This window comes from Patulibacter sp. SYSU D01012, assembly GCF_017916475.1.
Taxonomy (GTDB): domain Bacteria; phylum Actinomycetota; class Thermoleophilia; order Solirubrobacterales; family Solirubrobacteraceae; genus Patulibacter.
The window spans coordinates 596,020-621,958 of record NZ_JAFMTB010000001.1 but is presented as its reverse complement, the minus strand read 5'-3'; the positions used below and the strand labels follow the sequence as shown (position 1 = coordinate 621,958).

Genomic DNA, 25,939 nt, shown 5'->3' with positions numbered 1-25,939 from the left:
ACTTGCGTCGGGGGACGCGGCGGCGCATCATGCGCGCATGCGCCCCGCCGGTGTCCGCCGTACGCTCACCGCCGCGGCGCTCACCGCCGCGGGCCTGACGCTCGCCGGCCCGCCCACCACGGGCGCCGCCGGCCCCCTCCGCGCGGGGACCTCGTCCTCCCCGCGCGCCGCGGCCGCCTGCCCCGCCGCGGGCGCCACCGTCGCCCGCGACCGGCACCCGGCCGTCCGCGTCTTCCGCCGCGCCGGCACGCTGCGGGCCTGCCTGAGCGCCCCCGGATCCCCGGCGCGCCTGCGCACCCTGGGCGCGTGGGCGCCCGGCACGCGCGTGGCCGTCGAGGCCGGCACCGTCGCGTGGACCACGCCGCGCGCGGCGGGCGACGGGGTGACGACGATCGACCTGCGCACGGGGCGGCGATGGGCGCAGCTGCGCCGCGCGGTGCCGGCCACGGCGACCGCCCCGGCGGCCGACGACCGGGTGCTGGCGCTCGTCACCGACGACGCGCTGACCGGCTGGGTGACCGCCGGCGGCGTCGTGGCGGCGGCGCTCCGGCACGTGGACGCCGACGACGACCCGTCGCTGGACGGCACGCCCGCGGCCGCCGTCCGCCGCCGCTACGTGCTGCGCCGCGCCGACGCGGCCGCGGCGCCGGCGCTCGCCGCGGGCCTGGAGCTGACCGTCGGCGGCGAGACGGACGACTGCGGCGGCGAGGTCGTCCGGGCGCTGACGTTCCCGGCCGCCACGCCGCCCGCGCTCTCGCGGTTCGCCTACCGCGTGGATCCGGTGCAGCCGGATCCCGCCATCTGCTCCCGGTAGGCCGGCGTCCGCCCGCCGCGCGACGGACGGACGGCGGTCGGTCCCCTCACAGCGCCCCGCGGCCGATCTCCGCGGCGATGTGCTCCGCCTGCCGGATGCCGAGCGCCACGATCGTCAGCGTCGGGTTGGCCGCCGCGCCGGTCGTGAACTGCGAGCCGTCCGAGACGAACAGGTTGGGCACGTCGTGCGCGCGGCCCCACTCGTTCACGACGCCGTCCTCGGGGCGCGCGCTCATGCGGCAGGTACCCAGGTTGTGCGTCGACGGGTACGGCGGCGTGCGGTGCACGTTCGTCGCGCCGACGGCCTCGTACAGCTTCGTCCCCTGTGTCCAGGCGTGCTCGCGCATCGCCAGGTCGTTCGGATGGTCGTCGAAGTGCACGTGCGGCACCGGCAGCCCGTGCGCGTCCGTCATCCCGTGGTCGAGCGTGACGCGGTTGTCGGCCTGCGGCATGTCCTCCCCCACCAGCCACATTCCGGCGGTGCTGCGGTAGGCGTCCATCGTCGCGGTGAACTCCGGGCCCCAGCCGCCGGGCTCGACGAAGGCCGCCAGGAACGGCACGCCCAGCGAGATCAGCTGCATGTAGTAGCCGCCGACGAACCCGCGGTCGGTGTCGTGCCGGGACTCGTCCGCGACGACGCCCGCCATCGTCTCGCCGCGCCACATCTTGACCTCGCGGTCGAAGCGGCCGTAGACCGACGCGGTCAGGTGCCGCATGTAGTGGCGGCCGACGTGCCCGGAGGAGTTCGCCAGGCCGTCGGGGAACAGCGGCGAGTCGGAGAGCAGCAGCAGGCGCGCGGTCTCGATCGCGTTGCCGGCGACGCAGACCGCCCGGCCGCGCTGCTTGTGCAGGGCGCCGTCCTCGTCCAGGTACAGGACCCCGTCGGCGCGGCCGCGGGCGTCGTGGGTGATCTGGACGACGTGGCAGCCGGCGCGCAGGTCCAGGTTGCCCGTCCGCGCGGCCTTCGGCAGCTCGGACACGAGCGGCGACCACTTCGACTCCTGCTTGTCGCCCTGGAAGTTGAAGCCGTCCTGCACGGTGGCGGGGCGGCCGTCGAACGGCGCGGAGTTCGTGGCGTACGGGCCGGTGGCGATGTGGCGGTAGCCGAGCTCCTTCGCCCCGTTGCCCATCACCTTGAAGTTGTTGTTCGCCGGCAGCGGCGGCCTGCCGCCGACGTGCGTGACCCCCATCTTCTCCTCGGCGCGGTCGTAGTACGGCTCCAGGTCCTCCAGCCCGATCGGCCAGTCCAGGAGCGTGGCGCCGTCGATGGCGCCGTACCGCGACGCCGTCTTGAACTCGTGCGCCTTGAACCGGGGCGTCGCGCCCGCCCAGTGCGTGGCGGTGCCGCCGACGGCCTTGACGGTCCACGCGGGCAGGTTGGGGAAGTCCTTCGCCAGGCGGAAGCTGCCCGACGTCGTGCGCGGATCGAGCCAGGCCATCTGGTTGAAGGCCTCCCACTCGTCCTGCACGTAGTCCTCGGCGGTCAGGTGCGGGCCGGCCTCGAGCACGACGCAGCGGATGCCGCGCTCGCACAGCTCGTGGGCCAGCGTGCCGCCGCCGGGGCCCGAGCCGACGATGACGACGACGTCCTCGTCGTCCTCGGCGAAGGTGGGCGTCTCGAAGCGGCCGCGGAGCTGGACGGTGCTCATCGGAGGATCTCGTCGCGGTGGGGGTCGACGATCTGCGGATCCGGCAGCCAGTCGAGGTCGTCGAACCCGCGGTCGAGGTAGCCGTTCCCGTCGGGACAGGGCCCCTCGTAGCCGAGCAGGTCCCACACCGGCTTCTGGTCGTAGAGCCCGGTCACCAGGCGCGTGCGGATGTGCTCGAAGAACGCGGTGCGCTCCATCGAGCGGAGCACCGCGAGGCGCGCCGCGTCGTCGAGATCGGCGAAGGGCCGCCCGCCGACGACGTCGACATCGCGCAGGCCCTGCTCGAGCTGGGCCCGCAGGCGGACGTCGGCCTCGGCGGCGTCGAGGATCGTCCCCACCGCGCGCTCGTACGGCGCGTCGGGGAACGACGGGTGGGGGAACATCGCGCGGGCGACGTCCTTGAGCAGCTCCCGGCTGGCGGGCGACGTCAGCGTCGTCGCCGCCGGGGTCCTCGGCGTGGTGGCCATCGGGTCCTCTCCTCTCGTCGGTCCGGGGTCGGGCCCCGGAATGGGCGCGAGCCTAGACGCCTGACTGCTGGTCTGACAAGCCCAATGTGCCGGCGGTCACGCTTCGCCGGCTTCGGGGCGCCGGAGCCCGCGGTTCAGCGGCCGGCGAGCTTGTCTGACCAATCGGAAGACGGGTAGGGTGGCCGGCATGGCTTTCGAAGAGGTCGAGCGCCGGCCGGTGTACCAGCAGGTCGCCGCCCAGCTGCGGGCCGCGATCCTGGACGGCGAGCTGGCCCCCGGCCACGACCTGCCGTCGGAGCGCGAGCTGGGCCTGCGCTTCGGCGTCGGCCGCACGAGCGTGCGCGAGGCCCTGCGCGCGCTCCAGGCGCAGGGCCTCGTGGTGGCGGCCGGGCCGACGGCGCCGCTGCGGGTCACGGCCGTCGACGTCCTCTCCGAGGGACCCGTCGGCGAGGCGTTCACCGCCCTCCTGCGGCTCGGGGGCGTTCCGCTCGGCGACCTGATCGAGCTGCGCGGGGCGCTCGAGGGCGCCGCGCTCGCCGCGACGGCGTCCCGCCGGCCACGGCCGGACCTGGCCGACGCGACGGCGGCGCTCGCCGCGATGGACGCCGCGGGCACGGACGTCGACGCGTTCGAGGTCGCCGACGTGCAGTTCCACCTGGCGCTCGTCGAGGCGTCGGGCAACAGCGCGCTCCGCCTGGTGATGCTCGCCGTGCGCAGCTCGATCTCGGAGCACCTGCGCGAGGCGCTGCACCGCGTGCCGGACGTGGCGGACGAGCTCGACCGGCTGCGCGCGGAGCACGCCGCGATCCTCGCCGCCGTGCGCGAGGGGCGGGCGGACGACGCGGCGCGCACGGTCGGCGACCACATCCGCGGCCTGTACGAGCGCACCACCGTCGCGGGGGACGCCGGGGGTCGCGGCGTGGCGCCGGCGGGCCCGGGGGACGCGGGCGATCGGGACGGGCGCCGCGGCGGAGGCACGCGCGCCCCCGGGGCGCGGATCCCCACGGGGGGCGCCGGCGACGCGCCCCGCTCCGCGGGGCCGCGACCGCTCGTCGGCGACGACGCCCCCGAGGCCGTCGCGTGAGCGCCGTGGCGACGGACGCCCTGCTGGCGGACCTCGCGGGCGCGGGCGAGGTGCTCGTCGACCCGGACCTGCTCGCGTCCTACCGCGCCGACCAGGCGGCCCCGGGGCTGCTGCCGGCCGGCACGCCCGCCGCGGTCGTGCGCCCGACGTCGACCGCCGAGGTGCAGGCGGCCGTCCGCGCCGCCGCCGCGCACGGGATCCCCGTCGTTCCCCGCGGCGCCGGATCCGGCCTGAGCGGCGGGGCGAACGCGATCGACGGCGGGCTCGTGGTCAGCCTGGAGCGGATGACCCGGATCCTCGAGATCGACGCCGCGGGGTTGACCGCGACGGTCGAGCCCGGGGTGGTCAACGCGACGCTCGGCGCCGCGTCCGCCGCCGAGGGCCTGTGGTACGCGCCCGACCCCGCCAGCCGGGAGTTCTCCACGATCGGCGGCAACGTCGCCACGAACGCCGGCGGCCTGTGCTGCGTGAAGTACGGCGTCACCCGCGACGCGCTGCTCTCGTGCGAGCTCGTGCTGGCCGACGGCCGCGCCGTCCGCGTCGGCCACCGCACCCGCAAGGGCGTCGCCGGCTACGACCTGGCCGGCCTGGTCTGCGGGTCCGAGGGCACGCTAGGGATCATCACGCAGGTCACCGTCCGGCTGCTGCCGGCACCGCCCCGCGCCAGCACGCTGGCCGCCACGTTCTCGTCGCTCGTCGACGCCGGCGAGGCGGTCGCGGCGATCGTCCGCCGCGTGCGGCCGTCCATGCTCGAGCTCATGGACCGCACGACCCTGCAGGCCGTGCAGGAGCTCGAGCCGCTCGGCTACGAGGACGACGTCCAGGCCGTGCTCTTCGCCCGCTCGGACGCCGGGCCCGAGGCGGGCGCGCGCGAGATCGCGCTGATCGAGGAGCTGTGCGAGACCGCCGGCGCGACGCTCACCGTGGCGTCGGACGACCTGGACGAGGGCCGGATGATCACCGTCGCCCGCCAGCTCGCCTACCCGGCGCTGGAGCGCAAGGGCAGCACCCTGCTCGACGACGTCGCCGTCCCGCTGCCGCAGGTCCCCGCCCTGCTGGCCGGCGTGGAGGAGATCGCCCGCGAGCACGGCGTCCTGATCGGCACGTTCGGCCACGCCGGCGACGGCAACATGCACCCGACCGTCGTCTACGACCACCGGGACGACGACGCGGTGCGCCGCGCACGGGCCGCGTTCGACGCGATCGTCGCGCTGGCGCTGCGGCTCGGCGGCACCGTCTCGGGCGAGCACGGGGTCGGCGCGCTCAAGACGCCGTTCCTCGACGCCGAGCTCGGGGACGCCCGGGCGCTGGGCCGGGCCATCAAGGACGCCTGGGACCCCGCCGGCACGATGAACCCCGGCAAGGGGATCTGAGGGCGGGGCGCGCACCGCAGGCGCGGCCGCGGCCGAAGGCGCGGCGCGTGGGCGCGGCTACGCGGCGACGCCGTGCGCCGCCCGCCAGGCGCTGGGACTCACGCCGCACTCGCGCTTGAACGTCGCGCTGAGCGCGAACGCGCTGGAGAAGCCGACGCGGGCCGCGGCCGCGTCCAGGGTCGTGTCGGGGTCGCGCAGCAGCTCGGCGACCAGCTCGAGCCGCTGGTGGCGCAGGTAGCTCATCGGCGGCTGCCCCACGAGGGCGGCGAAGCGCTTGGCGAGCGCCGCGCGCGAGACGTGCAGCCGCCCGGCCAGCTCGGCGATCGTCCACGGGTGGGCCAGGTCGTCGTGCAGCAGCCGCAGCGCCGGCCCCACGACCGGGTCGCTGTGGGCGGCGTACCACGCGGGCACCTCGGCCCCCGGGCGCGTCAGCCACGCGCGCAGGGCGGTGATGAGCATGAGCTCCAGGGTGCGGTCGAGCAGCACCTGCTGGCCCGGGCGGGGGTGCGCGAGCAGGTCCAGGGCGCCCGGGCTGACGGGGCAGTCCTCCTCCACGTCGTCGACCACCGCAAGCGGCGGCAGGCTGCCCAGCAGGCGCGCGGGCGCTCCCGCGTCGAGCGTGTAGCGGCCCGTGAGCAGGACGGAGGCGTCGGGGTCCTCGGCGTCGCCGGCCGGGCGCGCGCCGTCGTCGGCGGTCGTCGCCGCGGGCGCCGTGCCCGCCGCTCCGGGGGCCGCCCATCGGGCGTCGCGGTGGAGCGTCGAGCCGGGAGGGCTGCCCGGATCGTCCGTCAGAACGTAGGGGGCGCCGCCCGCGAGGATCGCGACCTGGTCCGGGCAGACCCGTGCCGGGGCACCGCCGTCGGGGAGCACCCACACCGCGCCCCGCAGCGGGACCACCAAGGCCAGCGGCGAGCCGTCGTCGCAGCGCATGGACCACGGGGCGCGCAGCACGGACCGGTCGAACGCCGCCCCCGTCGCCCGCACCCCGTCCAGCAGGTCCGCGAGCAGGTCGGTGCGGTCGGGGGAGACGAGCGCCACGGCGCGAGCGTAGACGATCGAGCATGCACGCGAGGGGGCTCGGCATGGCCGTCCGGGGCCGCCGCTGGTTGGCTCGTCCCATGAGCACGACGACGGTTCTGGTCCTGGGCGGCACGGGGAAGACGGGGCGGCGCGTGGCCGCCGGCCTCGAGGCGCGGGGGGTGACCGCGCGGGTCGCCTCGCGTTCGGGCGCCACGCGGTTCGACTGGGCCGACCGCGCGACGTGGGGGCCGGCGCTCGACGGCGCCTCGGCCGTCTACGTCGTCGCGCCCGACCTCGGCACCGGCGCGCGCGAGACGGCGGACGAGATCGGCGCGCTCGTCCGGCAGGCGGCCGCCGCGGGCGTGCGCCGCGCGGTGCTGCTCTCCGTGCCCGACGGCGGCAGCGTCGACCTCGCCGACGCGCACGCCGCGGAGCGCGCGGTCCTGGGCGCCGACCTGGACGGGACCGTCCTGCGGGTCCACTGGTTCTTCCAGAACTTCAGCGAGGACTTCCTCCGCGATCCCGTCCTGGCCGGCGAGCTGCGCCTGCCCACCGGGCAGGGGCGCGACGGGTTCATCGACGCGGAGGACATCGCCGCCGTCGCCGTCGCCGCGCTGCTCGACGACGGGCACGCGGGCCGCGTCTACGAGCTGACGGGGCCGCGGCTCATGACCTTCGGCGACGCCGCCGACGAGATCGCGCGCGCCGCGGGCGTCGCGGTGCGCCACGTCCCGGTGAGCGCCGACGCGTTCGTGCGGGAGTCGGTCGCGCAGGGCCTGCCGGAGGACGCGGCCCGGCTGCTGGCCATCCTGTACGGCAAGTTCGCCCGGGACGAGCTGGCCACCCTGACCGACGACGTCCGCACCGTCCTGGGCCGCCCGCCCCGCGACTTCGCCGACTACGCGCGGGAGGCCGCCGCCGCGGGCGCCTGGAAGGACGCCGTCCCGGCCGGGTCGTAGGGCGTCCGGCCGCGGCGGGCCAGCGCGCTGCCCGGGGTCCCGCCGGGCCCGCAGGGGACGCGGGCTTCCGGCGGGCCCCCGACGCCGAGTGGGACGCTCAGGCCGTGGCGGCCTGCGCGTCCTCCGGCGGCCCCGCGGCCGCGGCGGCCGGGTCCATCCACACGAGCTCGACGACGTGGCCGTCCAGGTCGCGGAAGCTCTCGCCGTACATGAACCCCAGGTCCATCGGGTCGTTCCACCGCTCCGCGCCGGCGGCCCGCGCCTTCGCGGCCAGGTCGACGACCTCGTCCCGGCTGTCGCACGACAGCGAGAGCAGCGCCTCCGTGGTGTCCCGCGGGGCGATCTCGTTCGTGATGAAGCTGCGGAACTTCTCCTCCTCCAGCAGCATCACCATGATGTTCTGCTCGATCACGACGCAGGCGGTCTGCTCGTCGCAGAACGTCTCGTTGATCGCGAAGCCCAGCGCCTCGTAGAAGGCGCGGGCGGCCTGCACGTCCTTCACGGGCAGGTTGGGGAAGATCATGCGGGGCATCGGGGTCTCCTTCGGGCGGCCGCCGCGAGCGGGGCGCGTGGGTCGGTCGGAGCAGAGACCGTCCGACGCCGCAGGACTCATCGGTCGCGGTCGCGCCGCGCCCCGCCCCCCCTACGGGCGGCCCGCCGGGCGCTGGGCGTCGAGCGCGGTCTGCACCTTCTCGGTGCTCAGGCCGAGCGCCTTCGCGAGGGCGGCGACGTGCTCGCTGCGCTTCTCGGCGCGGTCGGGCCGCGCGGCCTTCAGCGCCTCGCGCACCTCGTCCTCGGTCTTGCCGGTCTTCTTCGCGAGGGCGGAGACGAGCTCCTCCGGCCCGCCGCCGGGGCCGCCGGGACCGGGGCCCCCGCGGCCCGGACCACCCGCACCGTGCTGGTCCTCGAGCACCGCCTGGACGTCCTCGGTCTTCGCGCCGAGCGCCTTCGCGATCGCCGCCGCCATCTCGGCGGCGTGGTCGTCCCTGTCCGGGCGGACCTGCTCGAGGGCGGCGGTGAGCTTGGCCTCGGTCACGCCGAGCGCCTTCGCCAGGGCAGCGGTGTCGACGTGCGGCCCGAAGCCCGGGCCGCCGCGGCCGGGACCGCCGAAGCCCGGCCCCCCGAACCCGGGGCCTCCCCCGCCGGGACCGCCCTCGCGGGTGCCCGTGACCTTCAGGTCCTTGTCGAGCTCGACGACGACGAACGCCCCGTCGGCCTTGCGCACCTGGGCACGGAACGTCCCGTCGGGCGCGCTCTGCAGGCCCACGAGCGTGCCGCCCGACACCTTCGCCACCGCGGCCTCGGAGGCCCGGTCGGTGATGCTGCCGGTGAGGGGCGTCGGCGCCTTCGTCGCGGCGGTCGCGGCGTACGCGCCGCCGCCGAGGGCCAGGACGGCCGCGGTGGTGATCGCGGCGGTCTTCCTGAGGGAACGCTTCATGTCCCCAGGATCGGCCGCGACCCTGGGCGGGGCCGCAGGGGTTCCTGAGAGACCCTGAGAGTCGCGGGACGGGGACGGGGACGGGGACGGGTCGTGGCGGTCGAGGCCCGAGGATCGAGCCGGGGCGGGCCGCAGCGGGCGGCGGGCCAGCGGCACGCGGTGGGGATCGCCGCCGTCCCGGCGGTTCCGGTGGGAATCCGCCTCGCGGGGCGATGCCGATTCCCACCACCTGGGCGCGGGCGGCGGGAAGTCCCACCGCGCGCCCGCCCCGCCGCGGCGCCCCTAGTCCTGCGCCCCCCAGGCCCCCGCGGCGTCCCACCGCTCCAGGTCGCGCAGCCACGCCGCGGCCGTCGTGTCGGACGGGGCGCGCCAGTCGCCGCGCGGCGAGAGCGAGCCGCCGGCCGAGACCTTCGGGCCGTTCGGCAGCGCGGAGCGCTTGAACTGGGCGAAGCCGAAGTAGCGGCGCAGGAAGACCTCGAGCCAGCGGCGGATCTCGGGCAGGTCGTACGTGCCTCGCTTCTCGTCGGGGAAGCCGGGGGGCCACTCGCCGGCGTCCACGTCGCGCCACGCGTGCCACGCCAGGAAGCCGATCTTGCCCGGGCGGAAGCCGTAGCGCAGGACGTGGAAGAGCGTGAAGTCCTGCAGCGCGTACGGGCCGATCTTCGACTCCGTGGACTGCAGCTCCTCGCCGGGGACCAGCTCGGGGCTGATCTCGGTGTCGAGGATCGAGGTGAGCGTCTCGTTCACGTCGCCCTCGAACTGGCCCGAGGAGACGACCCAGCGGATCAGGTGCTGGATCAGCGTCTTCGGCACGCCCGAGTTGACCGTGTAGTGGCTCATCTGGTCGCCGACGCCGTAGGTGGCCCAGCCCAGCGCCAGCTCGGACAGGTCGCCGGTGCCCAGCACGATGCCGTTCCGCTGGTTGGCGATGCGGAACAGGTAGTCCGTGCGCAGGCCGGCCTGGACGTTCTCGAACGTGACGTCGTAGACGGGCTCGCCCTCGGCGAACGGGTGGCCCATCTCCTTCAGCATCAGCCGCGCGGTGTCGGTGATGTCGATCTCGGCCTTCGTGATGCCGAGCGCGTCCATCAGCTTGTGGGCGTTGCTCTTCGTGCCCGAGCTCGTCGCGAAGCCGGGGAGCGTGAAGCCCAGGATGTCGGTGCGCGGGCGCCCGGCGCGGTCCATCGCCTTCGCGGCGACGATCAGCGCGTGCGTCGAGTCCAGGCCGCCCGAGACGCCGATGACGATCTTCGGCGCGCCGATGGAGTCCAGGCGGCGCATCAGGCCGGCGACCTGGATGTTGTACGCCTCGTAGCAGTCGAGCTCCAGGCGCTCCTCGTCGGCGGGCACGAACGGGAAGCGCTCGAGCGGGCGGCGCAGGCCCAGGTCGCGGTCGCGCGGCGGGTCCAGCGCGAAGGGGACGGTGCGGAAGTCGCCCGTGCGGGCGGCGTGCACCCGGCGGTTGTCGTCGAACGTCCCCATGCGCATGCGCTCCTGGCGCAGCCGGTCCACGTCGACGTCGGCGATCGACGCGCGGTCGCCCTGCGGGAAGCGCTCCGTCTCGGCGAGCAGGTCGCCGTTCTCGAAGATCATCGTCTGGCCGTCCCACGACAGGTCCGTCGTGGACTCGCCCTCGCCCGCCGCGGCGTAGACGTAGGCGGCCAGGCAGCGCGACGACGCCGAGCGCGCGTAGAGCTTGCGGTCCTCGGCGCGGCCGACGGTGATCGGGCTGCCGGACAGGTTGAGCAGCACCGTGGCGCCCGCCAGCGCGGCCTCGGCGCTCGGCGGCACCGGCACCCACAGGTCCTCGCAGACCTCGGCGTGGAGCACCAGGCCGGGGACGTCCTCGGCGGCGAAGAGCAGGTTGGGGCCGAACGGCACGTCGGCGCCCGCCAGGCGGATCTCGCCCGCGCGCTCGTCGTCGCCCGGCGCGAGCTGGCGGCGCTCGTAGAACTCGCGGTACGTCGGCAGGTACGACTTCGGTGCCACGCCCAGGACCCGGCCGCGGTGGATCACGACCGCGCAGTTGTAGAGCCGGTTGCGGTGCCGCAGCGGCGCGCCGACGACGAGCACGGGCAGCAGCCCGGCCGACGCCTCGACGATCGTCGCGACCGCGGCCTCGACCTCGTCGAGCACGACGTCCTGGTGGAAGAGGTCCTCGATCGAGTACCCGGTCAGCCCCATCTCGGGGAACACCGCGACGGCGACCCCCTCCTCGTGCAGCGCGCGGGCCTGGCGGAGCACCGCGTCGGCGTTCGCGGGCGGGTCGGCGATGACGGTGCCGGCCGTGCAGGCGGCGACCCGGACGAAGCCGTGCGAGTAGAGGCTGCGGAAGTCCATGCTGCTCGGAGTCGTACCCCAAAGCGGCGGCGGGCATCCGGACGGTGCGCGCGGACGCCGCACGCCGGGCCCGCCGAAGGGTTGACGCCGACAACGGCGCCCGTCGGACGGTCGTACGAGCCACCGCCCCGATCGCTCGCGGGAGCGCGGGACGGCGGGTAGGTTGGCCGGCATGCGCCGTCCCGCCGCCCGCCCCGCCCTCGTCGCCGGGGCGGTGGCCCTCGCGCTGGGCGCGACGGCGCCGACGATCGCGTCCGCCGCGTCGGGCTGGGCGCCCACGGGCTCCATGGCCGCCGGGCGGAGCGCGGCCGCGGCGGTGCGCCTGGCCGACGGGCGCATCCTGGTGGCGAGCGGGTTCTCCGGCACCGGCGAAGTGCCCTCCGCCGAGCTCTACGACCCCGCGCGCGGCACCTGGAGCCCGGCGGGCACGCTCGGCGCCGGCCGGCACTACGCCGCCGCCGCGCTGCTGCCGGACGGCCGCGTGCTCCTCACCGGCGGCTTCACCGCCGCGGGCGCCACGGCGACGACGGAGCTCTACGACCCCGCGACGAACGCCTGGACGCCCGGTCCGCCGATGCACCGGCCCCGTAGCGGCCAGGTCGCCGTCGCGCTGGGCGACGGCCGCATCCTCGTCGCGGGCGGGTCGGACTTCCTCCAGCCCGCGGAGGCGACGAGCGAGATCTACGACCCGGCGACCGGCACGTGGTCCGCCCCCGTCCCGATGGGCGCCGGCCGCGAGAACGCGCGGGCCGCCCTGCTGCCGGACGGCCGCGTCCTCGTCGCCGGCGGCGCGGACCAGGGCGGGGGCAGCACGACCTTCGCCGCGTCGGCCGAGACGTACGACCCGCGGCTGGGCGTGTGGGCGCCCACGGCCGCCATGACGGACGCGCGCAGCCAGGCCGGCAGCGCCGTCCTGCGCGACGGCCGGGTCGTGGTCGTCGGCGGCGTGAACCGGAGCGGCCTCGTGGGACGGGCGGAGGCCTACGCGCCGGCGAGCGGGACGTGGCAGGTGATGGGGCCCGCGCTGCTGACGGGCAACACCACGGCGGCGACCACGCTCGCGGACGACCGCGTCCTGGTGCAGACGGACGCCACGGCGACGACGCCGCTGCTCGACCCGACGACCGGCGCGGTCACGGGCGAGTACGCCCTCGACGTGCCCCGCGTCCAGCCGACGCTGACGCCGCTGGCCGACGGCCGGATCCTGGTGGCCGGCGGCACGGTGGCGAACGGGGTCCGCTCCCCGACGGCGCAGCTGTTCACCCCGCGCACGCGCCGCACGGCGACCGGCGGCGACGCCGGCGCCGTCCGCGCCGGCGCCGCGGCCGAGCGCGACGTGGTGGTCCGCAACGACGGGCCCGAGCGGCTGTGGACCACGGGCGTCGCGGTGGAGGGCGCCGACGCCGGCGACTTCACCGTCGTGCGCGAGGACTGCACGGACGGCCCCGTGACCGCCGGCGACGACTGCGTCGTACGGGTGCGCTTCGCCCCGACGGCGACCGGCCCGCGCACGGCCCGGCTCGCGCTCGACGACAACGCCGAGACGTCCGCCGCGCCGGCGCTGACCGGGACCGGCGAGCAGGCCCCGCCGGCGGAGGAGGAGCAGCCGCAGCCCACGCCGCAGGACCCGGCCCCGCGGCCGGCCGCGCCGGTGCCGGCGCCCGTCCCGCCCGCGCTCACCCCGCCCGCCGCGACGTCGGCGGCCCCCACGCTGCGGATCCGCGGCATCCGCGCCACCGACGGCGGCACCCGCATCCGCCTGCGCGTCGAGACGAGCGCCGCGCGGGTCGCCGCGGTCGCGACCCACACCGAGCCCGGCCGCGCCGACGTCCGCGCGCCGCAGGGGCTGCTGCCGGGCCCCGGCCGCATCGCGGTGGCGCGCGCCGGCGCGCGCCCGCTGACCGCCGGCACCCACGAGCTCGTCCTGGCCCGCACCGCGGTCGGCCGCCGCGCCCGGTTCGCCCTGCGGACGGTCCGCCTGCGCGTCGTCGTCACCGCCACGGGCGCGGACGGGCAGGTCACCCGCCGCGTCGGCGCCGTCCGCGCCCGGGTGCGCCTGCCGCGCTGAGCCGGCGCGCGGCGCGGTCTCAGCGCAGCGCGCGCACCGCGGTCCGCGTCGCCCGGGCGATGAGGTCGTCGTCGGACGCCGCCTGCGGATCCCGGCGGTCGGAGAGCACGGCGATGACGATCGGCGCGCCCTGCGGCGGCCAGGCGACGGCGACGTCGTTGCGGGTGCCGTGCCCGCCGGCCCCCGTCTTGTCGGCGACGACCCACCCCGCCGGCACGCCGGCCCGCACGTACGCGTCGCCGGTGGTGTTGCCGATCATCCAGCGCCGCAGGAGCGCGCGGCGCCGCGGGACGAGTTCCGTCCCCAGCAGCAGCTTCCGCAGGTCGCCGGCGATCGCCCGCGGGGTGGTCGTGTCGCGCCGGTCGCCGCGCTTCGCCGTGTTCAGCGTCGGCTCGGTGCGATCCACCCGCGTGGTGCGATCGCCCATCCGCCGCAGCGCCCGCTCGACGGCCGCCGGCCCGCCGAGCTCGCGCATGACCAGGTTGGCGGCGGTGTTGTCGCTGAGCTGCAGCGCCGCGATCGTCAGGCCGCGCAGGCTCATGCCCGTGCGCAGGTGACGGCGCGTCACGGGCGCGTACTCGAGCAGGTCGGCCTTCCGGTAGCGGACGACGCGCCGCAGGTCGCGGTCGCTCGCGGTCCGCAGCAGCAGGCCGGCCGTCAGCGCCTTGCCCGTCGACGCGAACGCGAAGCGCTCGTCGGCCCGGTACGCGAGCGTCCGCCCGCTGCCGGTGTCGACGGCCAGGACGCCGAGCCGCGCGCCGTGCCCGCGCTCCAGGCGGGCGAGCGCCGGACGCGCGGTGGCCGACGGGGAGGGGCCGGCGGCGGGCGTGGCGCGGGTGGTCGTCGGCGTCGCCGTCGAGGCGCAGGCGGCCACGGGGGCCGTGCCCACGCCGAGGGCGACGACGAGCGCGAGGAGGGTGCGGGGGCGGTGAGCCATGCCCACAAGGAGTACCGGCCCCCACCCATGCGATCAAAGACGCGCATGCCCGTATTGATGCGCAGAACGCATAAGATCAGCCCATGGACCTGGTCGCGGGGTGCCGCGTCTTCGTCGCCGTCGCCGACCGCGGCAGCTTCACCGACGGCGCCGCCACCGTCGGCGTGCCGCAGCCCGTCGCCAGCCGCCGCGTCGCGGCGCTCGAGTCCCACCTGGGCCGGCGGCTGTTCGATCGGACGACGCGGGCGATCGCCCTCACCCCGTTCGGCCGCGACGTGCTGCCCGCCGCCCGCCGGCTCGTCGAGCTGGCCGCGGTGCTGGAGCACGACGCCCGCCGCGCCACGCTGCGGCCGCTGACGCTCGGCGTCCCCGAGCTCGCCTCCACGCGCGACCTGGCGGCGCTCGGCGTCGCCGCCCGCCGCGAGGGGCTGGCGGCGCTCGAGACGCGCGCCGCCCCGCCGGGCGAGCGCCGCCGGCTCGTGCAGACGGGGCAGCTGCGGGCCGCGCTCGTCCCGGCGCCCCCGGACGACGCGACGTGGGTCGTCCCCCTCGGCCTGGCCGCCGCGCCGACGGCGCCGGCGGCCCCGCCGCGCGTCCGCGCGCTGCGGCCCACGCGGGCGCAGCGGCCGGCCCGGCGGATCTGGCTGCAGCCCGAGGACGACGTCCCCCACGTCCGCGACCCGCTCGTGCGCGCGGCCCAGCGGTCCGGCCTGCTGCCCGCGCAGGTCACCGTCGCCGCGACCCTCGCGAGCGCCGCCGCCGAGGCGCTGCACGGCCCCGACCTGCTGCTGTGCTCCGCGGCGCAGGCCGACGAGCTCGGCCTGACGTGGCGCGCGCTCGACGATCCCGCGCTCGCCCGCGGCTACGTCGTCGCGGCCGGCGTCCGCGACGACGCGCAGGGGCTGCAGGGGCGGCTCCGCGACGACGTGGCACGCTGTCTCGGCGCCCCGTCCGCGCCCCGTCCGCGATGAGCACCCTCGACCTCCTCGACGACCTGCGCCGCCGGCTGGCGGACGCCGGCCTGCGCGGCTCCTTCCTGGTCCGCGACGTCGACTCGGGCGACGAGCTGGGCCTCGACGCCGACCTGGAGCTGCCGATCGCGTCGCTCGCGAAGGTCCCGCTGGCCGTGGCGGCGCTCGAGCGGATCCGGACGGGCGCGCTCGACGGCGCGGAGCGGATCGAGGTGGAGCCCGGGCGGATCACCACGCCGGGCCCGACGGGCCTGAGCCGCTTCCGGCACCCCGCCTCCGTCGCGATCGACGACCTGCTGTACCTGGCCGTCGCGGTCAGCGACAACGTCGCGGCGGACGCGCTGTTCGCGCTCGTGCCGCCGGCGGACGTCGCCCGCACCCTCGACGCCCTCGGGATCGGCGGCCTGACGGTCCGCCACGGGATGTCGCCGCTCGCCGCCACGCCCGCCGAGTCCCTGCCCGCCGCGGACGCGCACCTGGCGCACGCCCTCGCCATCGACGCCGGCACGGACGGGCGCGGGCACCCGGTCCCGCAGCTCGACCTCGCGCGGGCGAGCACCGGCACCGCCCGCGCGTGCTGCGCCCTGCTCGCCGAGCTGTGGGCCCCGACGCGCCTGCACCCGCAGACGGCGGCGCGCGTCCGCGAGCTGCTGGCCGCGAACGTCATCCGGCACCGGCTGGCCCCCGAGCTGGCCGCGGACGACACGACGTGGTCCTCGAAGACCGGCACGCTGCTGCACCTGCGCCACGAGATCGGCGTGGCCGAGCACGCCGACGGCCGCCGGATCGCCGTCGCGGCCCTGACGGCCTCGTCCGTGCCGGCGGCCGTGCAGCCCGCGGCCGAGGCCGAGCTCGCCGCGGTCGCGCGGCGCCTGCACGACCACCTTCGCGACGGCTGACCGGCGCGGCGCCGGGGCCGCTCAGCCCGCCCCGAGCGCCTCGTCCAGCATCGCGACGAAGAAGTCGGCGCTCTCGCGCGAGAAGCACAGCGGCGGCTTGACCTTCAGCACGTTCTGCCGGTCGCCCGTCGGCTGGACGATGACGCCGAGCTCGCGCATCCGGTCGCACAGGGCTGCGGTCTCCTCCGTCGCCGGCTCGAGCGTCGTGCGGTCGCGGACGAGCTCGATGCCCAGGTACAGGCCGCGGCCGTGCACCGCCCCGATGAGCGGCCGGCGCTCGGCCAGCCGCTCGACCTGCGCCTTCAGGTGCTCCCCCACCTCGGCGGCGTTCTGCTGCAGCCGCTCGTCCCGCAGGACGTCGAGCACCTCGACCCCGATGCGCGACGACAGGGTGCTGCCGCCGGACGACGAGAAGAACGTGCCCTGATCGGCGAGCGCCTGCGCGATCTCGGCGCGGGTGATGACGGCGCCGAGCGGGTGGCCGTCGCCCATCGCCTTCGCCACGGTGATGACGTCGGGCACGACGCCGTGCTCCTCGAAGCCCCAGAACCAGGCGCCCTGGCGGCCGTACCCCACCTGCACCTCGTCGGCGATGCAGACGCCGCCGCCCGCCCGGACCGCGTCGTAGACCGCCGGCAGGTAGCCCTCGGGCAGCCCGATGGCCCCGGCGTTGCCGTTGCGCGGCTCGGCGATCCACGTGCCCACCGGCGTGCCGGCGGCGGCCAGGCGCGCCAGCTCCTCCGCGGCGTCCTGCGCGTACCAGGCGCCGGCGTCGGGGCCGCGGTAGCGCCCGCGGTAGGCGTTGGGCGCGGCGACGGCGTGCACCCAGTCCGGACGCACCTCGAGCGCGCGCGGGTTGTCGGACACCGACGTCGAGACGGCGTCGGACGCCAGCGTCCAGCCGTGGTAGCTCTCCTCGACGCAGAGGACGTCGTCACGGCCGGTGAACGCGCGCGTCAGGCGCAGCGCCAGGTCGACGGCCTCGGAGCCGCTGTTGACGAGCAGGACGGCGTCGAACCCGTCGGGGCAGGTCTCGAGCAGGCGCTCGCTCAGCTCCGCGACGGCGGCGTAGTGGAAGCGCGAGTTCGTGTTCAGCCGCCGCCACTGGTCGGCCGCGGCCGCGGCGATGCGCGGGTGGCCGTGGCCGAGGACCGTCACGTTGTTGACCATGTCGACGTAGTGGCGGCCCGTCGTGTCGATCAGGTGCTCGCGCCAGCCGCGCTCGATCTGCGGCGGCGCGGCGTAGTAGTGGCTCTGCAGCGGGGCGTAGGCGCCGGTGCGGCGGCCGAGGACGGCCGCCTCGGCGCCGAGCGCGAACGGCTGCGCGTCCAGGCCCAGCAGCGCGGCGGGATCGAGCACCCGCGTCGCCCACGCCGGGAACGTGCTGGCGGGGACGAAGCGCGGCGGCAGCGCGCCCGCGACGGCGGCGGGCACCGTCAGCCAGACGAGGGCGGCGTGACCGGCCGCGAGCGGCGCGCCGGCCGGCACCGCGCCGTCGTCGACCAGCGGGCGGAGCGCCGGGGGTGCGTCGCCGAGCGCCCCCGCGGTCGCCGCCGGGACGGGCGCCAGCACCACGGCCGCCTCGGCCCCGGTCAGCACGAGCGCGTCGCCGCGCCGCTCGACCGTGCCCGCGAACGGGGCGTGGAGCGTCAGGGCGTCCGGCGCGTGCAGCTCGGCGGCGAGCGCCACGTTCGCCGGCTCGTCCCGGGCGAGCGCCGGCGCCCGCGTCAGGCGCGGCTCGCCGTAGCGGGCCGCGGCGGCCCCGGCCCTGGCCGCCGCGGTGGCCAGGGCGTCGGCCTCGGCGCCCGGCCCGTCCTCCAGCCACGCGCCGTCCCACAGCACGTCGCTCGCCTGGCTCAGGTCGACGACGGCCGGCGGGGTGTGCGCGAACGCGGGGACGAGCGGCGCCGCGTCGGCCGGCGGCGCCGGCGCGGGGACGTCGCGCCCGAGCGCCAGGCGGATCGCCGCCGTCATCACGGCGGCGTCCTGGGCGGCCGGCACCGCGAACATCCGCCACTCGTGCTCGAGGGCGCTGGCGGCGTAGTCGTTCGTCGGGTCGATCGCCACCTGCTCCTCGCCCGAGACGACGAGGGTCGCCCCGCGCAGCACGAGCAGCGGCCACAGCGCCGCGATCTCCGCGTCGGTCAGGGGCACCTCGGCGTCGAACGCCCGCACGAGCGGCAGCAGCGCGAGCGGCCGGCCCGGCTCGTGCCGCGCGACGGACGAGCACGCGACGGCCAGCTCGGCCACGCGCCAGCTCGTCATCGCGTCGCCGAAGTCGATGATCCCCGTGACGTCGAGCCGGCCGACGGCGTCGCGCGCGCCGACCAGGTTGTCCTCGGTCAGGTCGCCGTGCACCGGCTGCAGCGGCAGGTCGCCCTCGAGCGGCGCCAGCAGCGCGGCGGCGGCGTCGACGGCCTGCTCGACCTGCACGCGGCGCGCGGGGTCGAGGACGTGGTGCAGGCGCTCGCGGACGGCGCGCTCGGCGTGGCGCAGATCCCACTGCAGGTCGCGCTCCAGGCCCGGGTGCTCGACGTCCGCCAGCGTCGCGACGACGCGGCCCGCCAGGCGTCCGACCCGCTCGAGGGTGCGACCCGTCGGCGCCCCGCAGTCGGCGAGCGGCGCGCCGGGGACGAACGTCAGCAGCCGCACGTGGTGCGGCGTGCCGTCGACGTCCACGGTCACGATCTCGGCGCCGTCCGCGGCCGGCAGGGGCTGCGGGACGGCGTGTCCGGCGGCGGCGAGCCGGCGCATCACCAGGTCCTGCGCCTCGATCTCGGCGCGCGGGAAGGCCGGGTTGCTGACCTTCAGCAGGCGACGGTCGCCGTCCGGGGTGGTGATCAGGACGTTGCGGTCCTGCTGGCTGCCGAGCTCGGTGCCGACCCCGTCGACGCCCCAGTGCTCGCGCGCCCAGCGGCGGGCGTCGTCGACGGTGACGGCGGGGCGGGGCAGGCCGGTGCTGGGGGCGTCCATGCGGGGCTCTCGGATCGGGGCCGGGGAACGAGACGGCGGCCGAAGCGCCGCCGTGCTGCCGATCCTACGGACATTCGGCCCGAACGCAACCGATTCGACAGCGGATAGTGCGTCATACTGCCGATCCATGAGCACGGACGGCCCCGGCACCGACGATCCGCGCGCCGCCCCGGACGGCGGCCTGGACGCGACGGACCGGACGCTGCTCGAGCTGCTCCAGGACGACGGCCGCCTGCCGTACTCGGACCTGGCCGCCGCGACGGGCCTGTCCTCGGGCGCCGTCCGCGCCCGCGTCCTGCGCCTGCGCGAGCGGGGGATCCTCGACGTCGTCGGGGTGACGGACCCGCTCAAGCTCGGCTACCGCAGCATGGCGATGCTCGCGATCGGCGTCGAGGGCGACGTCGAGGCGGTGGCGGACGCGCTGGGCGCGATCGACGAGGTGATCTACCTGGTGATCGCCGCCGGCTCGGCCGACCTGCTCGTCGAGGTGATCGCGACGGACAACGACGCGCTGTACGAGACCGTGAGCCGCCGGATCCGCACCGTGCCGGGGGTCCGCAGCGTGGAGACGTTCAGCTACTACCGCATCCACACGCACCGCTTCACGTGGGGCACGCGCTAGGCGCGCGCCCGACGGCCGCGGGCGGACGGCGACCACGGCCGCGGCCCGCCCGCGGCGCTCAGGCCGTCCGCAGCAGCTGCGCCACCTGCTCGGCCTGGGCGATCGCCTCGTCCTGCCACGGCCGCAGCTCGTGCGCGGGCGAGTCCCCGAAGCTCAGGTCGAACGGGTCGCCGACCCCGGTCTCGTGGCCGGACAGCGCCTCGAGCACCCGCAGCGCGCAGAACGGTGCGTGGGCGGGCGAGTAGCCGCCCTCGTGCGAGAAGACGATGCGCCCACCGCAGATCTCGCCCGCCGCGGCGAGCAGGCGCGCGGCGATGCCGCCGAAGCCCGCCGCGGTGACCGACATGCAGCCGAGCGGGTCCAGGGCGCTGGGGTCGAAGCCCGAGCAGACCATGATCAGGTCGGGCGCGAACGCGCGCAGGGCCGGCACGGCCACCCGGTCGATCGCCGCCAGGTACGCGCCGTTGCCGCAGCCCGCGGGGAGCGGCACGTTCAGGCACGCGCCCTCGCCCGCGCCGCCGCCGGTCTCCGTCGTCTCGCCGCTGTCCTGCGGGAACAGCCGCTCCTGGTGCAGCGAGATCGTCAGGACGTCGGGGTCCTCCCAGAAGATGCTCTGGGCGCCGTTGCCGTGGTGCACGTCGTAGTCGACGATCGCCACGCGGCCGACGCCGAGCTCGGCGCGCGCGTGCTCGATCGCCACCGCGACGTTGTTGAACAGGCAGTAGCCCATGCCGGAGTCCGCGACGGCGTGGTGGCCGGGCGGGCGGACGAGCGCGTAGGCGTTGTCGACCTGCCCCGCCACGACCGCCCGGGTCGCGGCGATCGTGCCGCCCGCGGCGAGCGACGCGATCTCGTACGAGCCGGGGCCGAACGGCGTGAAGCCGTCGCCGCCGTCGCCGCCGCGATCGTCGCTGAGCGCCCGGATCCGGTCGACGTGCTCGGGCGTGTGGACCCGCAGCAGGTCGTCGCGGGTGGCCGGCCGCGCCGGGATGCGCTCGAGCGCGTCGAGCATCCCCGAGACCTCGATCAGCCCCGCGATGCGCGACTTGGACTCGGAGGACTCGAAGGCGTGCCAGGGCTGCAGGGCGCCCCCGGCGGGGTAGATGCCGAGCGCGGTGCCGGTGTCGTGCCAGGCGTAGCGCTCGTGCCAGACGTAGCCGGTGCGGGTGGTCATGCGGCGGGCTCCAGGTCGGGGAGGGTGGAGACGGGGACGGACGCGCGTCGCGGCTCGCGCACGGCCGCGAAGAGCTCGTCGACGCGGCGACGCTCCTCCTCGCGCGTCGGCACGAGGAGGGCGCAGGCGACGTAGACGGCGGCGTTGACGATCAGGCCGACCATGCCGCCGCTCAGGCCCTCGAGGCCCGGCACGGCGTCGGGGTACTGCCACTGCAGCACCGCGGCGGTCGCGAAGCCGGCGATCATCGACGCGGTCGCCGCGACGGCGTTGCCGCGGCGCCAGAAGACGCCCAGGAACAGCGTCGGGGCCAGCTGGACGATGCCGGCGTACGAGATCATCGCCAGCTCGACCAGGTTGGACGTCGTCTTCGCGGTCGAGACGGCGAAGACGGCCGACACGAGCAGCAGCGCGCCGACAGCGAGCTGGCCGACGCGCGGGCTCTCGACGCGGCGCCGGCGCAGCACGCCGACGACGTCGTTGGCCGTCTGCGCGCCGAGCGCCTGCAGGTTGGCGCCGACGTTGCCCATGGTCGCGGCGACGACGCACATGCCGGCCAGGGTCACCGCGAACGGGCCGACGGCGTCGGCGGTCAGGAAGAAGACGGCGTCGGGGGCCTCGGCGACGCCCGGCAGGGTCGACGCGGCGATCGCCATGAGCGCGACGGCGGTGCCGAAGATGAACATGAGCGGCGCGGCGCGGACGGCGGCCTGCTTGATCGTCTCGGGGCCGCGGGACGCGAACAGGCGGACGAAGATGTCGGGCCAGCACCAGCCGCCGAGCGCGCCGGTCATCACGAGCGACAGGTAGTACAGCCCGCCGGTCGCGCTGCCCGGGCCGGGGATCTCGAAGAACGCGTCGCCCGGCGCGCCGAAGCCGTGGCCGTTCGTCAGCAGCCAGGTGAGCAGTCCGACGACGAGCAGCGTGCCCAGCAGGTAGGCGACGATGCCCTGGACCATGTCGCCGATGACGATGCCGCGGGCACCCATGCGGATCGTCCAGATCTGGCGCACGACGATGACGGCGATGCCGATGTAGACGGCGTCCGTCGCCTCGACCCGACCGAAGGACAGGTACGTGAAGACGAGCGTGAGCGACTGCATGCCGAGCACGAGCCACGGGAACGACGCCACGATGCCGATGAGCGCCGCGACGACGCGCACGACGGTCGAGTCGTAGCGCAGGCCCAGGAAGTCGGCCTGCGTGCGCAGGTCGTGCTCCTTGCCCCACACGTGCACGGGCCGCGCCAGGAAGTACATGAGCACGACCGCGAGCAGCGAGTACGGGACGAAGTAGAAGCCGATGACCCCGGACGCCGCGGCCAGGCCGGCGAACGAGATGAAGATCGTGCCCGGGTACCACGTGTTGACGAAGGCCATCATCGAGTACCACGGGCCGAACGACCGGCCGGCGGTGGCGTACTCGCTGAAGGACGTCTCCGTGCGCCGATGACGCTCGAGGACGACGACGATGACGAGGAACAGCAGCGCGACGCCGCCGTAGCCGAGGACCATGTTCATCGCTCGTCCTCCCCGGCGCTGGCGTCGAGGTGGTGGATCGCGACGACGCTGAGCGTCACGAGCAGGCCGGCGACGAGGAAGTAGCCGATGCCGACGGTGGCGTCGCCCGAGGCGAGCCACCACTGGACGGGCGGGAAGAGCAGCAGGAGCGCGTCGAGCGCCGCGATCACGAGGATCGCCGTGCGGCGCCGGTCGCGGGTGGGCGGGGCAGGGGTCATGGGTCCTCTCCAGACAGGGGCGGGGTGTCCGGCTCTCCCGGTCCGGACGGCGCCCGGAACGTTCCGGGCGCCGCCAGAATGCACCGTCTCGCCGCGCGTGTCAACACGGATTCGGCGGCCCGCCCCGTTCGGGGGGCCGTGCGTACGATGGATCCGGCATGTCCCGGGCGCGCGTCACGATCGTCGACCTCGCCCGCGAGCTGGGCCTGTCGAAGACCACCGTGTCGGACGCGCTGCAGGGCCGGGGACAGGTCGCCGCCACCACCCGGGAGCGGGTGCGCGAGGCCGCCGACCGCCTGGGCTACGTGCAGAACCGGGCGGCCCGCAGCCTGCGCACGCGGACGCTCGGGGCGATCGGCCTGTACGTGCCGCCGCGGGTGCGCTCGTTCGCCTTCTACATGGAGTTCGCGATGGGCGCGGTGCGCGGCGCGGCGGCCCTCGACGCCGACCTGGTGCTCTTCGCCCGCGACCAGGAGCACGCGCCGCGCCCCTTCGCCGTCGACGGCGCGATCGTCGTCGACCCGCTGCCCGACGACCCGATCCTGCGGCTGATGGCGGAGCAGCGGCTGCCCGTGGTCGCCGCGGGGCGCCCGCTCGGCGATCCCCTCCCCCAGGTCGACGCCGTGATCGAGGCCCCGCACGCCCGCCTGCTGCGCGCCGTCCTGGACGACCTGCGCGCCGCGGGCCGCCGGCGCCCCGCGCTGCTGGCGTGGGACCGCGACTTCGCGTCCTCGTGGTCGAGCGACGTGCAGGCCACGTACCGCGCGTGGTGCGCCGAGCACGACGTCGACGTCCGCCTGCAGACGCTGCCCGTGTCGTCCCATCCCCACGAGCTGCGCGCCGCCGTCGAGGCGCTCGTGACGCCCGAGGTCGACGCGCTGCTGTGCGCGCCGCAGAGCCTGGCCGGCCGGTCGCGCGCCACGCTCCTGCGGCTGGGCCGCGACATCGGCGCGGACCTGGACCTGGTGTCGCTCGTCGGCGACCCGACGACCGAGATCGGCGAGCCGGCGATCACGTGCGTCGACGTCGACCCGACGGCGTTCGGGCACGAGGCCGCGCTGCTGCTGGGCGAGGTGCTGGCGGGCCGCACCGGCGAGGCGCCGGTGCACCGCGAGCACGCCGGGCGCGTGCGGCGCTCGGCCCGCCTGCGCGCCGTGCTCGGCGACGACTGACGCGAACGGCCCGCGCGGCGGCGACGCGCGCCGCGTACGCTCGCGGCATGCACGACGCGGCGGCCATCGCGGGGCTCGGGGGCGCGGCGGCGGGCGACCCGGCCGGGGTGCTGGCGGCGCTCGTGGCGAGCATCGCCGACGGGGTCTACGTCGTGGACCACGCGGGCGCAGTGCGCTTCGTCAACCCGGCGGGCGCGGCGATCCTGCGCTACGACGACCCGGGCGCGCTGCTCGGCCGGGCGAGCCACGCGACGATCCACGACCACCGCCCCGACGGGACGCCGTTCCCCGAGGACGAGTGCCCGCTGCTGCGCCCGCGCCGCACGGGCGAGACGGTGCGCGTGGCCGAGGACTGGTTCGTCCGCGCCGACGGGTCGATGGTGGCCGTCTCGTACTCGTCGGCGCCCTTCGCCACGCCGGACGGGCGCGGCGCGGTGGTGGTCTTCCGCGACGAGACGGAGCGCCGGGCGGCGGAGGAGGCGCGGCGCCGCGAGGCGGTGGAGCGCACGCGGGCGGACGAGGTGGCGGCGTCCCGCGCCCGCATCGTCGCCGCGGCCGACGCCGAGCGCCGACGGCTGGGGCGGGATCTGCACGACGGCGCGCAGCAGCGACTCATGACCGTCGCGCTCGCCGTCCAGCAGGGCGTGCTGGCGCTCGACCGCGACCCCGAGGTGGCGCGCGGGATGCTCCAGGGCGCGGTCGCCGAGGCGCGCACGACGATCGGCGAGCTGCGCGACCTCGTCGCCGGCATCCATCCGTCGATCCTGACCAGCCGCGGGCTCGCCGCGGCGGTCGAGTCGCTGACCGCCCGCGCCCCGCTCCCGGTGACCGTCGCCGTGCCCGAGGACCGCTGGCCCGCCGGGACCGAGGCGGCGGCGTACTACGTCGTCGCCGAGGCGCTGGCCAACGTCGCCAAGCACGCGGCCGCGACCCGGGCGGCGGTCGAGGTGACCGCGCAGGACGGCGCGCTGCACGTGGCCGTCCACGACGACGGCCGCGGCGGCGCGCACGTGCGACCCGGCGGTGGGCTCCAGGGCCTGCGCGACCGGGTCGAGGCGGTCGGCGGCACCCTGGCCGTGGGCAGCGCGGGCGAGGGCGGGACGCTCGTGGCGGCGCGGCTGCCGCTGCCGGTCTGAGATCCCGAGGAGCGCGCTCCGTGCCCGCGTCCGCTCGCCGGCCCGCACGCGCAGCGGCGCCACGGGACCCGCCCGCCGAGCCCGCCTGCCGCCCGCCACGCGCCGGCCGGGGCGTCGAGACCGCGGACGTGGGACGGGCGGCGTCACCCGAGCGCGCGGGCGAGGAACGCGATCTGGTCGCCGACGACGCGGTCGAAGTACGGGTCGAGGTACGGCTCGAAGTGCGAGCAGTCGTACGTCTTCACCTGCACGCGAGGGATGCGCGCCGCGGCCTTCCGGGCGACCTCCACCGGGGTCACGACGTCCCGCAGGGCGATCTGCACCAGCGTCGGCGCGGTGATCCGCCTCGCGCGGCGGCCGGGAGAGTAGCTCGCAATCCACAGGGCGATGCGGGCGGCGACGGCGTTCTCGCGGTCGAACCGGGGCAGGTCGGCGGCGGCGAGGCGGCGCACGAGCGGCCAGGCGTCGGGGGCGGTGATCATCGCGACCTCGCCCGGCTGGCCCACGGCCGGGACGCGGAGCGGCGGACGACCGAGCGCCGCGCCGATCGCGTCGCGCAGCCCGGCGAGGATCAGGCGGACGGAGACGCGGACCGGCACGGAGCGGACCGCTGCGGGGCCGCTGACGTGGGGGACCTGCACGACGACGGCCGCGAGGTCGTGGTCGTCGGCGGCGAGGTGCAGGACGTGACCGCCGGCGAAGGACGTGCCCCAGGCGACGACGCGCGAGGCGTCGACGCCGGGGAGCGTGCGCGCGTAGGCGACGGCGGCCCGCCAGTCCTCGTGCTGCCGGGGGACGCTGAGGACGCGGCGGGGCTCGCCGTCGCTGTCGCCGAAGCCGCGGTAGTCGAACACGAGGACCGCGAAGCCCGCCTGCGCGAACCGCTCGGCGTACGCGTCCAGGCGCATGCCGCGCACGGCCGCGAAGCCGTGGGCCATGACGACGATCGGCGGGGAGTCGACCCCGTCCGGGCGGTAGAGCCACGCGGCACACGACGTGCCGTGCGAGTCGAAGCTGACGTCCTCGCGGGTGTGGGTGGCCGGGCTCGTGGTGCTCATGCGTGCGCGCTCCTCGCTCTGTAGAACGCCGTTCAAGACGACGGGGCG

At 76.7% G+C, this 25,939-nt stretch carries 22 protein-coding genes; 10 read left to right on the top strand and 12 right to left on the bottom strand.

What is annotated here, in order from left to right; translation table 11 throughout:
- The first annotated feature begins 37 nt into the window (after window positions 1-37).
- Complete coding sequence (locus J3P29_RS02755; RefSeq protein WP_210491507.1) at window positions 38-814, top strand: hypothetical protein; 777 nt, start codon at window positions 38-40, stop codon at window positions 812-814.
- 46 nt (window positions 815-860) lie between these two features.
- On the opposite strand, the gene J3P29_RS02750 is transcribed toward J3P29_RS02755, so the two are convergent.
- A complete protein-coding gene (locus J3P29_RS02750; RefSeq protein ID WP_210491506.1) occupies window positions 861-2,462 on the bottom strand; it encodes a GMC family oxidoreductase in 1,602 nt (533 codons plus the stop codon).
- Window positions 2,459-2,929, bottom strand: a complete 471-nt coding sequence (locus tag J3P29_RS02745; protein WP_210491505.1) for a hypothetical protein — start codon at window positions 2,927-2,929, stop codon at window positions 2,459-2,461. The genes J3P29_RS02750 and J3P29_RS02745 overlap by 4 nt, the downstream gene beginning before the upstream one ends.
- Window positions 2,930-3,116: 187 nt before the next feature.
- On the opposite strand from J3P29_RS02745, the gene J3P29_RS02740 reads away from it, so the two are divergent.
- Window positions 3,117-4,013 carry an FCD domain-containing protein gene (locus J3P29_RS02740; protein WP_210491504.1) on the top strand — a complete coding sequence of 299 codons (897 nt, stop codon included), beginning with the start codon at window positions 3,117-3,119 and terminating at the stop codon, window positions 4,011-4,013.
- Window positions 4,010-5,386: an FAD-linked oxidase C-terminal domain-containing protein gene (locus J3P29_RS02735; RefSeq protein WP_210491503.1), complete on the top strand. Its 1,377-nt coding sequence runs from the start codon at window positions 4,010-4,012 to the stop codon at window positions 5,384-5,386. The genes J3P29_RS02740 and J3P29_RS02735 overlap by 4 nt, the downstream gene beginning before the upstream one ends.
- A 57-nt stretch (window positions 5,387-5,443) precedes the next feature.
- Here J3P29_RS02735 and J3P29_RS02730 read toward each other — a convergent pair whose 3' ends face one another.
- Window positions 5,444-6,424 (bottom strand): AraC family transcriptional regulator, encoded by a 981-nt coding sequence (locus J3P29_RS02730; protein ID WP_210491502.1) that lies wholly within the window; start codon window positions 6,422-6,424, stop codon window positions 5,444-5,446.
- A gap of 80 nt (window positions 6,425-6,504) precedes the next feature.
- Here J3P29_RS02730 and J3P29_RS02725 point away from each other — a divergent pair, with 80 nt between their 5' ends.
- Entirely contained in the window at window positions 6,505-7,365 is an 861-nt protein-coding gene (locus tag J3P29_RS02725; RefSeq protein WP_210491501.1) for an NAD(P)H-binding protein, read from the top strand.
- Between the two features lie 97 nt (window positions 7,366-7,462).
- Here the strand turns inward: J3P29_RS02725 and J3P29_RS02720 are convergent, their stop codons facing one another.
- The 3 genes from J3P29_RS02720 to J3P29_RS02710 form a co-directional block, all read right to left on the bottom strand.
- Window positions 7,463-7,897 carry a VOC family protein gene (locus tag J3P29_RS02720; protein WP_210491500.1) on the bottom strand — a complete coding sequence of 145 codons (435 nt, stop codon included), beginning with the start codon at window positions 7,895-7,897 and terminating at the stop codon, window positions 7,463-7,465.
- Between the two features lie 111 nt (window positions 7,898-8,008).
- Window positions 8,009-8,803: a hypothetical protein gene (locus J3P29_RS02715; protein WP_210491499.1), complete on the bottom strand. Its 795-nt coding sequence runs from the start codon at window positions 8,801-8,803 to the stop codon at window positions 8,009-8,011.
- A gap of 282 nt (window positions 8,804-9,085) precedes the next feature.
- Window positions 9,086-11,143: an NAD(+) synthase gene (locus tag J3P29_RS02710; protein WP_210491498.1), complete on the bottom strand. Its 2,058-nt coding sequence runs from the start codon at window positions 11,141-11,143 to the stop codon at window positions 9,086-9,088.
- A 172-nt stretch (window positions 11,144-11,315) separates the two neighbouring features.
- Here J3P29_RS02710 and J3P29_RS02705 point away from each other — a divergent pair, with 172 nt between their 5' ends.
- Window positions 11,316-13,211, top strand: a complete 1,896-nt coding sequence (locus J3P29_RS02705; protein ID WP_210491497.1) for a kelch repeat-containing protein — start codon at window positions 11,316-11,318, stop codon at window positions 13,209-13,211.
- Window positions 13,212-13,230: 19 nt separating this feature from the next.
- Here J3P29_RS02705 and bla read toward each other — a convergent pair whose 3' ends face one another.
- A complete protein-coding gene (bla, locus tag J3P29_RS02700) occupies window positions 13,231-14,148 on the bottom strand; it encodes a class A beta-lactamase (RefSeq protein WP_210491496.1) in 918 nt (305 codons plus the stop codon).
- A gap of 83 nt (window positions 14,149-14,231) precedes the next feature.
- Here bla and J3P29_RS02695 point away from each other — a divergent pair, with 83 nt between their 5' ends.
- Together J3P29_RS02695 and J3P29_RS02690 are read left to right on the top strand one after the other, a co-directional pair.
- A complete protein-coding gene (locus tag J3P29_RS02695; RefSeq protein WP_210491495.1) occupies window positions 14,232-15,119 on the top strand; it encodes a LysR family transcriptional regulator in 888 nt (295 codons plus the stop codon).
- On the top strand, window positions 15,116-16,018 hold the full coding sequence (locus J3P29_RS02690; protein ID WP_210491494.1) for a serine hydrolase: 903 nt from the start codon (window positions 15,116-15,118) through the stop codon (window positions 16,016-16,018). The genes J3P29_RS02695 and J3P29_RS02690 overlap by 4 nt, the downstream gene beginning before the upstream one ends.
- Before the next feature lie 21 nt (window positions 16,019-16,039).
- Here the strand turns inward: J3P29_RS02690 and J3P29_RS02685 are convergent, their stop codons facing one another.
- On the bottom strand, window positions 16,040-18,991 hold the full coding sequence (locus tag J3P29_RS02685) for an aminotransferase (protein ID WP_210491493.1): 2,952 nt from the start codon (window positions 18,989-18,991) through the stop codon (window positions 16,040-16,042).
- A 127-nt stretch (window positions 18,992-19,118) separates the two neighbouring features.
- Here J3P29_RS02685 and J3P29_RS02680 point away from each other — a divergent pair, with 127 nt between their 5' ends.
- Window positions 19,119-19,613, top strand: a complete 495-nt coding sequence (locus tag J3P29_RS02680) for an Lrp/AsnC family transcriptional regulator (protein WP_210491492.1) — start codon at window positions 19,119-19,121, stop codon at window positions 19,611-19,613.
- A gap of 58 nt (window positions 19,614-19,671) precedes the next feature.
- On the opposite strand, the gene J3P29_RS02675 is transcribed toward J3P29_RS02680, so the two are convergent.
- The 3 genes from J3P29_RS02675 to J3P29_RS02665 are packed head-to-tail and all read right to left on the bottom strand — an operon-like array spanning window position 19,672 to window position 22,525.
- Window positions 19,672-20,787 (bottom strand): class II histone deacetylase, encoded by a 1,116-nt coding sequence (locus J3P29_RS02675; RefSeq protein WP_210491491.1) that lies wholly within the window; start codon window positions 20,785-20,787, stop codon window positions 19,672-19,674.
- Complete coding sequence (locus J3P29_RS02670) at window positions 20,784-22,307, bottom strand: sodium:solute symporter family protein (RefSeq protein WP_210491490.1); 1,524 nt, start codon at window positions 22,305-22,307, stop codon at window positions 20,784-20,786. Before J3P29_RS02670 ends, J3P29_RS02675 begins: the two co-directional genes overlap by 4 nt.
- A complete protein-coding gene (locus J3P29_RS02665) occupies window positions 22,304-22,525 on the bottom strand; it encodes a hypothetical protein (protein WP_210491489.1) in 222 nt (73 codons plus the stop codon). Before J3P29_RS02665 ends, J3P29_RS02670 begins: the two co-directional genes overlap by 4 nt.
- Window positions 22,526-22,683: 158 nt before the next feature.
- Between J3P29_RS02665 and J3P29_RS02660 the strand changes: the two genes are divergently transcribed.
- Window positions 22,684-23,697 carry a LacI family DNA-binding transcriptional regulator gene (locus tag J3P29_RS02660; RefSeq protein WP_210491488.1) on the top strand — a complete coding sequence of 338 codons (1,014 nt, stop codon included), beginning with the start codon at window positions 22,684-22,686 and terminating at the stop codon, window positions 23,695-23,697.
- Window positions 23,698-23,744: 47 nt separating this feature from the next.
- Window positions 23,745-24,833 (top strand): histidine kinase, encoded by a 1,089-nt coding sequence (locus J3P29_RS02655; RefSeq protein WP_210491487.1) that lies wholly within the window; start codon window positions 23,745-23,747, stop codon window positions 24,831-24,833.
- A 143-nt stretch (window positions 24,834-24,976) separates the two neighbouring features.
- Here the strand turns inward: J3P29_RS02655 and J3P29_RS02650 are convergent, their stop codons facing one another.
- Window positions 24,977-25,891 (bottom strand): alpha/beta fold hydrolase, encoded by a 915-nt coding sequence (locus J3P29_RS02650; protein ID WP_210491486.1) that lies wholly within the window; start codon window positions 25,889-25,891, stop codon window positions 24,977-24,979.
- Window positions 25,892-25,939: the final 48 nt, after the last annotated feature.

Excerpts from the sequence above, each read along its gene's own strand:
- J3P29_RS02755 (WP_210491507.1), top strand. The coding sequence starts at position 38 with ATGCGCCCCGCCGGTGTCCGCCGTACGCTCACCGCCGCGGCGCTCACC.
- J3P29_RS02750 (WP_210491506.1), bottom strand. The coding sequence starts at position 2,462 with ATGAGCACCGTCCAGCTCCGCGGCCGCTTCGAGACGCCCACCTTCGCC.
- J3P29_RS02745 (WP_210491505.1), bottom strand. The coding sequence starts at position 2,929 with ATGGCCACCACGCCGAGGACCCCGGCGGCGACGACGCTGACGTCGCCC.
- J3P29_RS02740 (WP_210491504.1), top strand. The coding sequence starts at position 3,117 with ATGGCTTTCGAAGAGGTCGAGCGCCGGCCGGTGTACCAGCAGGTCGCC.
- J3P29_RS02725 (WP_210491501.1), top strand. The coding sequence starts at position 6,505 with ATGAGCACGACGACGGTTCTGGTCCTGGGCGGCACGGGGAAGACGGGG.
- J3P29_RS02720 (WP_210491500.1), bottom strand. The coding sequence starts at position 7,897 with ATGCCCCGCATGATCTTCCCCAACCTGCCCGTGAAGGACGTGCAGGCC.
- J3P29_RS02715 (WP_210491499.1), bottom strand. The coding sequence starts at position 8,803 with ATGAAGCGTTCCCTCAGGAAGACCGCCGCGATCACCACCGCGGCCGTC.
- J3P29_RS02710 (WP_210491498.1), bottom strand. The coding sequence starts at position 11,143 with ATGGACTTCCGCAGCCTCTACTCGCACGGCTTCGTCCGGGTCGCCGCC.
- J3P29_RS02705 (WP_210491497.1), top strand. The coding sequence starts at position 11,316 with ATGCGCCGTCCCGCCGCCCGCCCCGCCCTCGTCGCCGGGGCGGTGGCC.
- bla (WP_210491496.1), bottom strand. The coding sequence starts at position 14,148 with ATGGCTCACCGCCCCCGCACCCTCCTCGCGCTCGTCGTCGCCCTCGGC.
- J3P29_RS02695 (WP_210491495.1), top strand. The coding sequence starts at position 14,232 with ATGGACCTGGTCGCGGGGTGCCGCGTCTTCGTCGCCGTCGCCGACCGC.
- J3P29_RS02690 (WP_210491494.1), top strand. The coding sequence starts at position 15,116 with ATGAGCACCCTCGACCTCCTCGACGACCTGCGCCGCCGGCTGGCGGAC.
- J3P29_RS02685 (WP_210491493.1), bottom strand. The coding sequence starts at position 18,991 with ATGGACGCCCCCAGCACCGGCCTGCCCCGCCCCGCCGTCACCGTCGAC.
- J3P29_RS02680 (WP_210491492.1), top strand. The coding sequence starts at position 19,119 with ATGAGCACGGACGGCCCCGGCACCGACGATCCGCGCGCCGCCCCGGAC.
- J3P29_RS02675 (WP_210491491.1), bottom strand. The coding sequence starts at position 20,787 with ATGACCACCCGCACCGGCTACGTCTGGCACGAGCGCTACGCCTGGCAC.
- J3P29_RS02670 (WP_210491490.1), bottom strand. The coding sequence starts at position 22,307 with ATGAACATGGTCCTCGGCTACGGCGGCGTCGCGCTGCTGTTCCTCGTC.
- J3P29_RS02665 (WP_210491489.1), bottom strand. The coding sequence starts at position 22,525 with ATGACCCCTGCCCCGCCCACCCGCGACCGGCGCCGCACGGCGATCCTC.
- J3P29_RS02660 (WP_210491488.1), top strand. The coding sequence starts at position 22,684 with ATGTCCCGGGCGCGCGTCACGATCGTCGACCTCGCCCGCGAGCTGGGC.
- J3P29_RS02655 (WP_210491487.1), top strand. The coding sequence starts at position 23,745 with ATGCACGACGCGGCGGCCATCGCGGGGCTCGGGGGCGCGGCGGCGGGC.
- J3P29_RS02650 (WP_210491486.1), bottom strand. The coding sequence starts at position 25,891 with ATGAGCACCACGAGCCCGGCCACCCACACCCGCGAGGACGTCAGCTTC.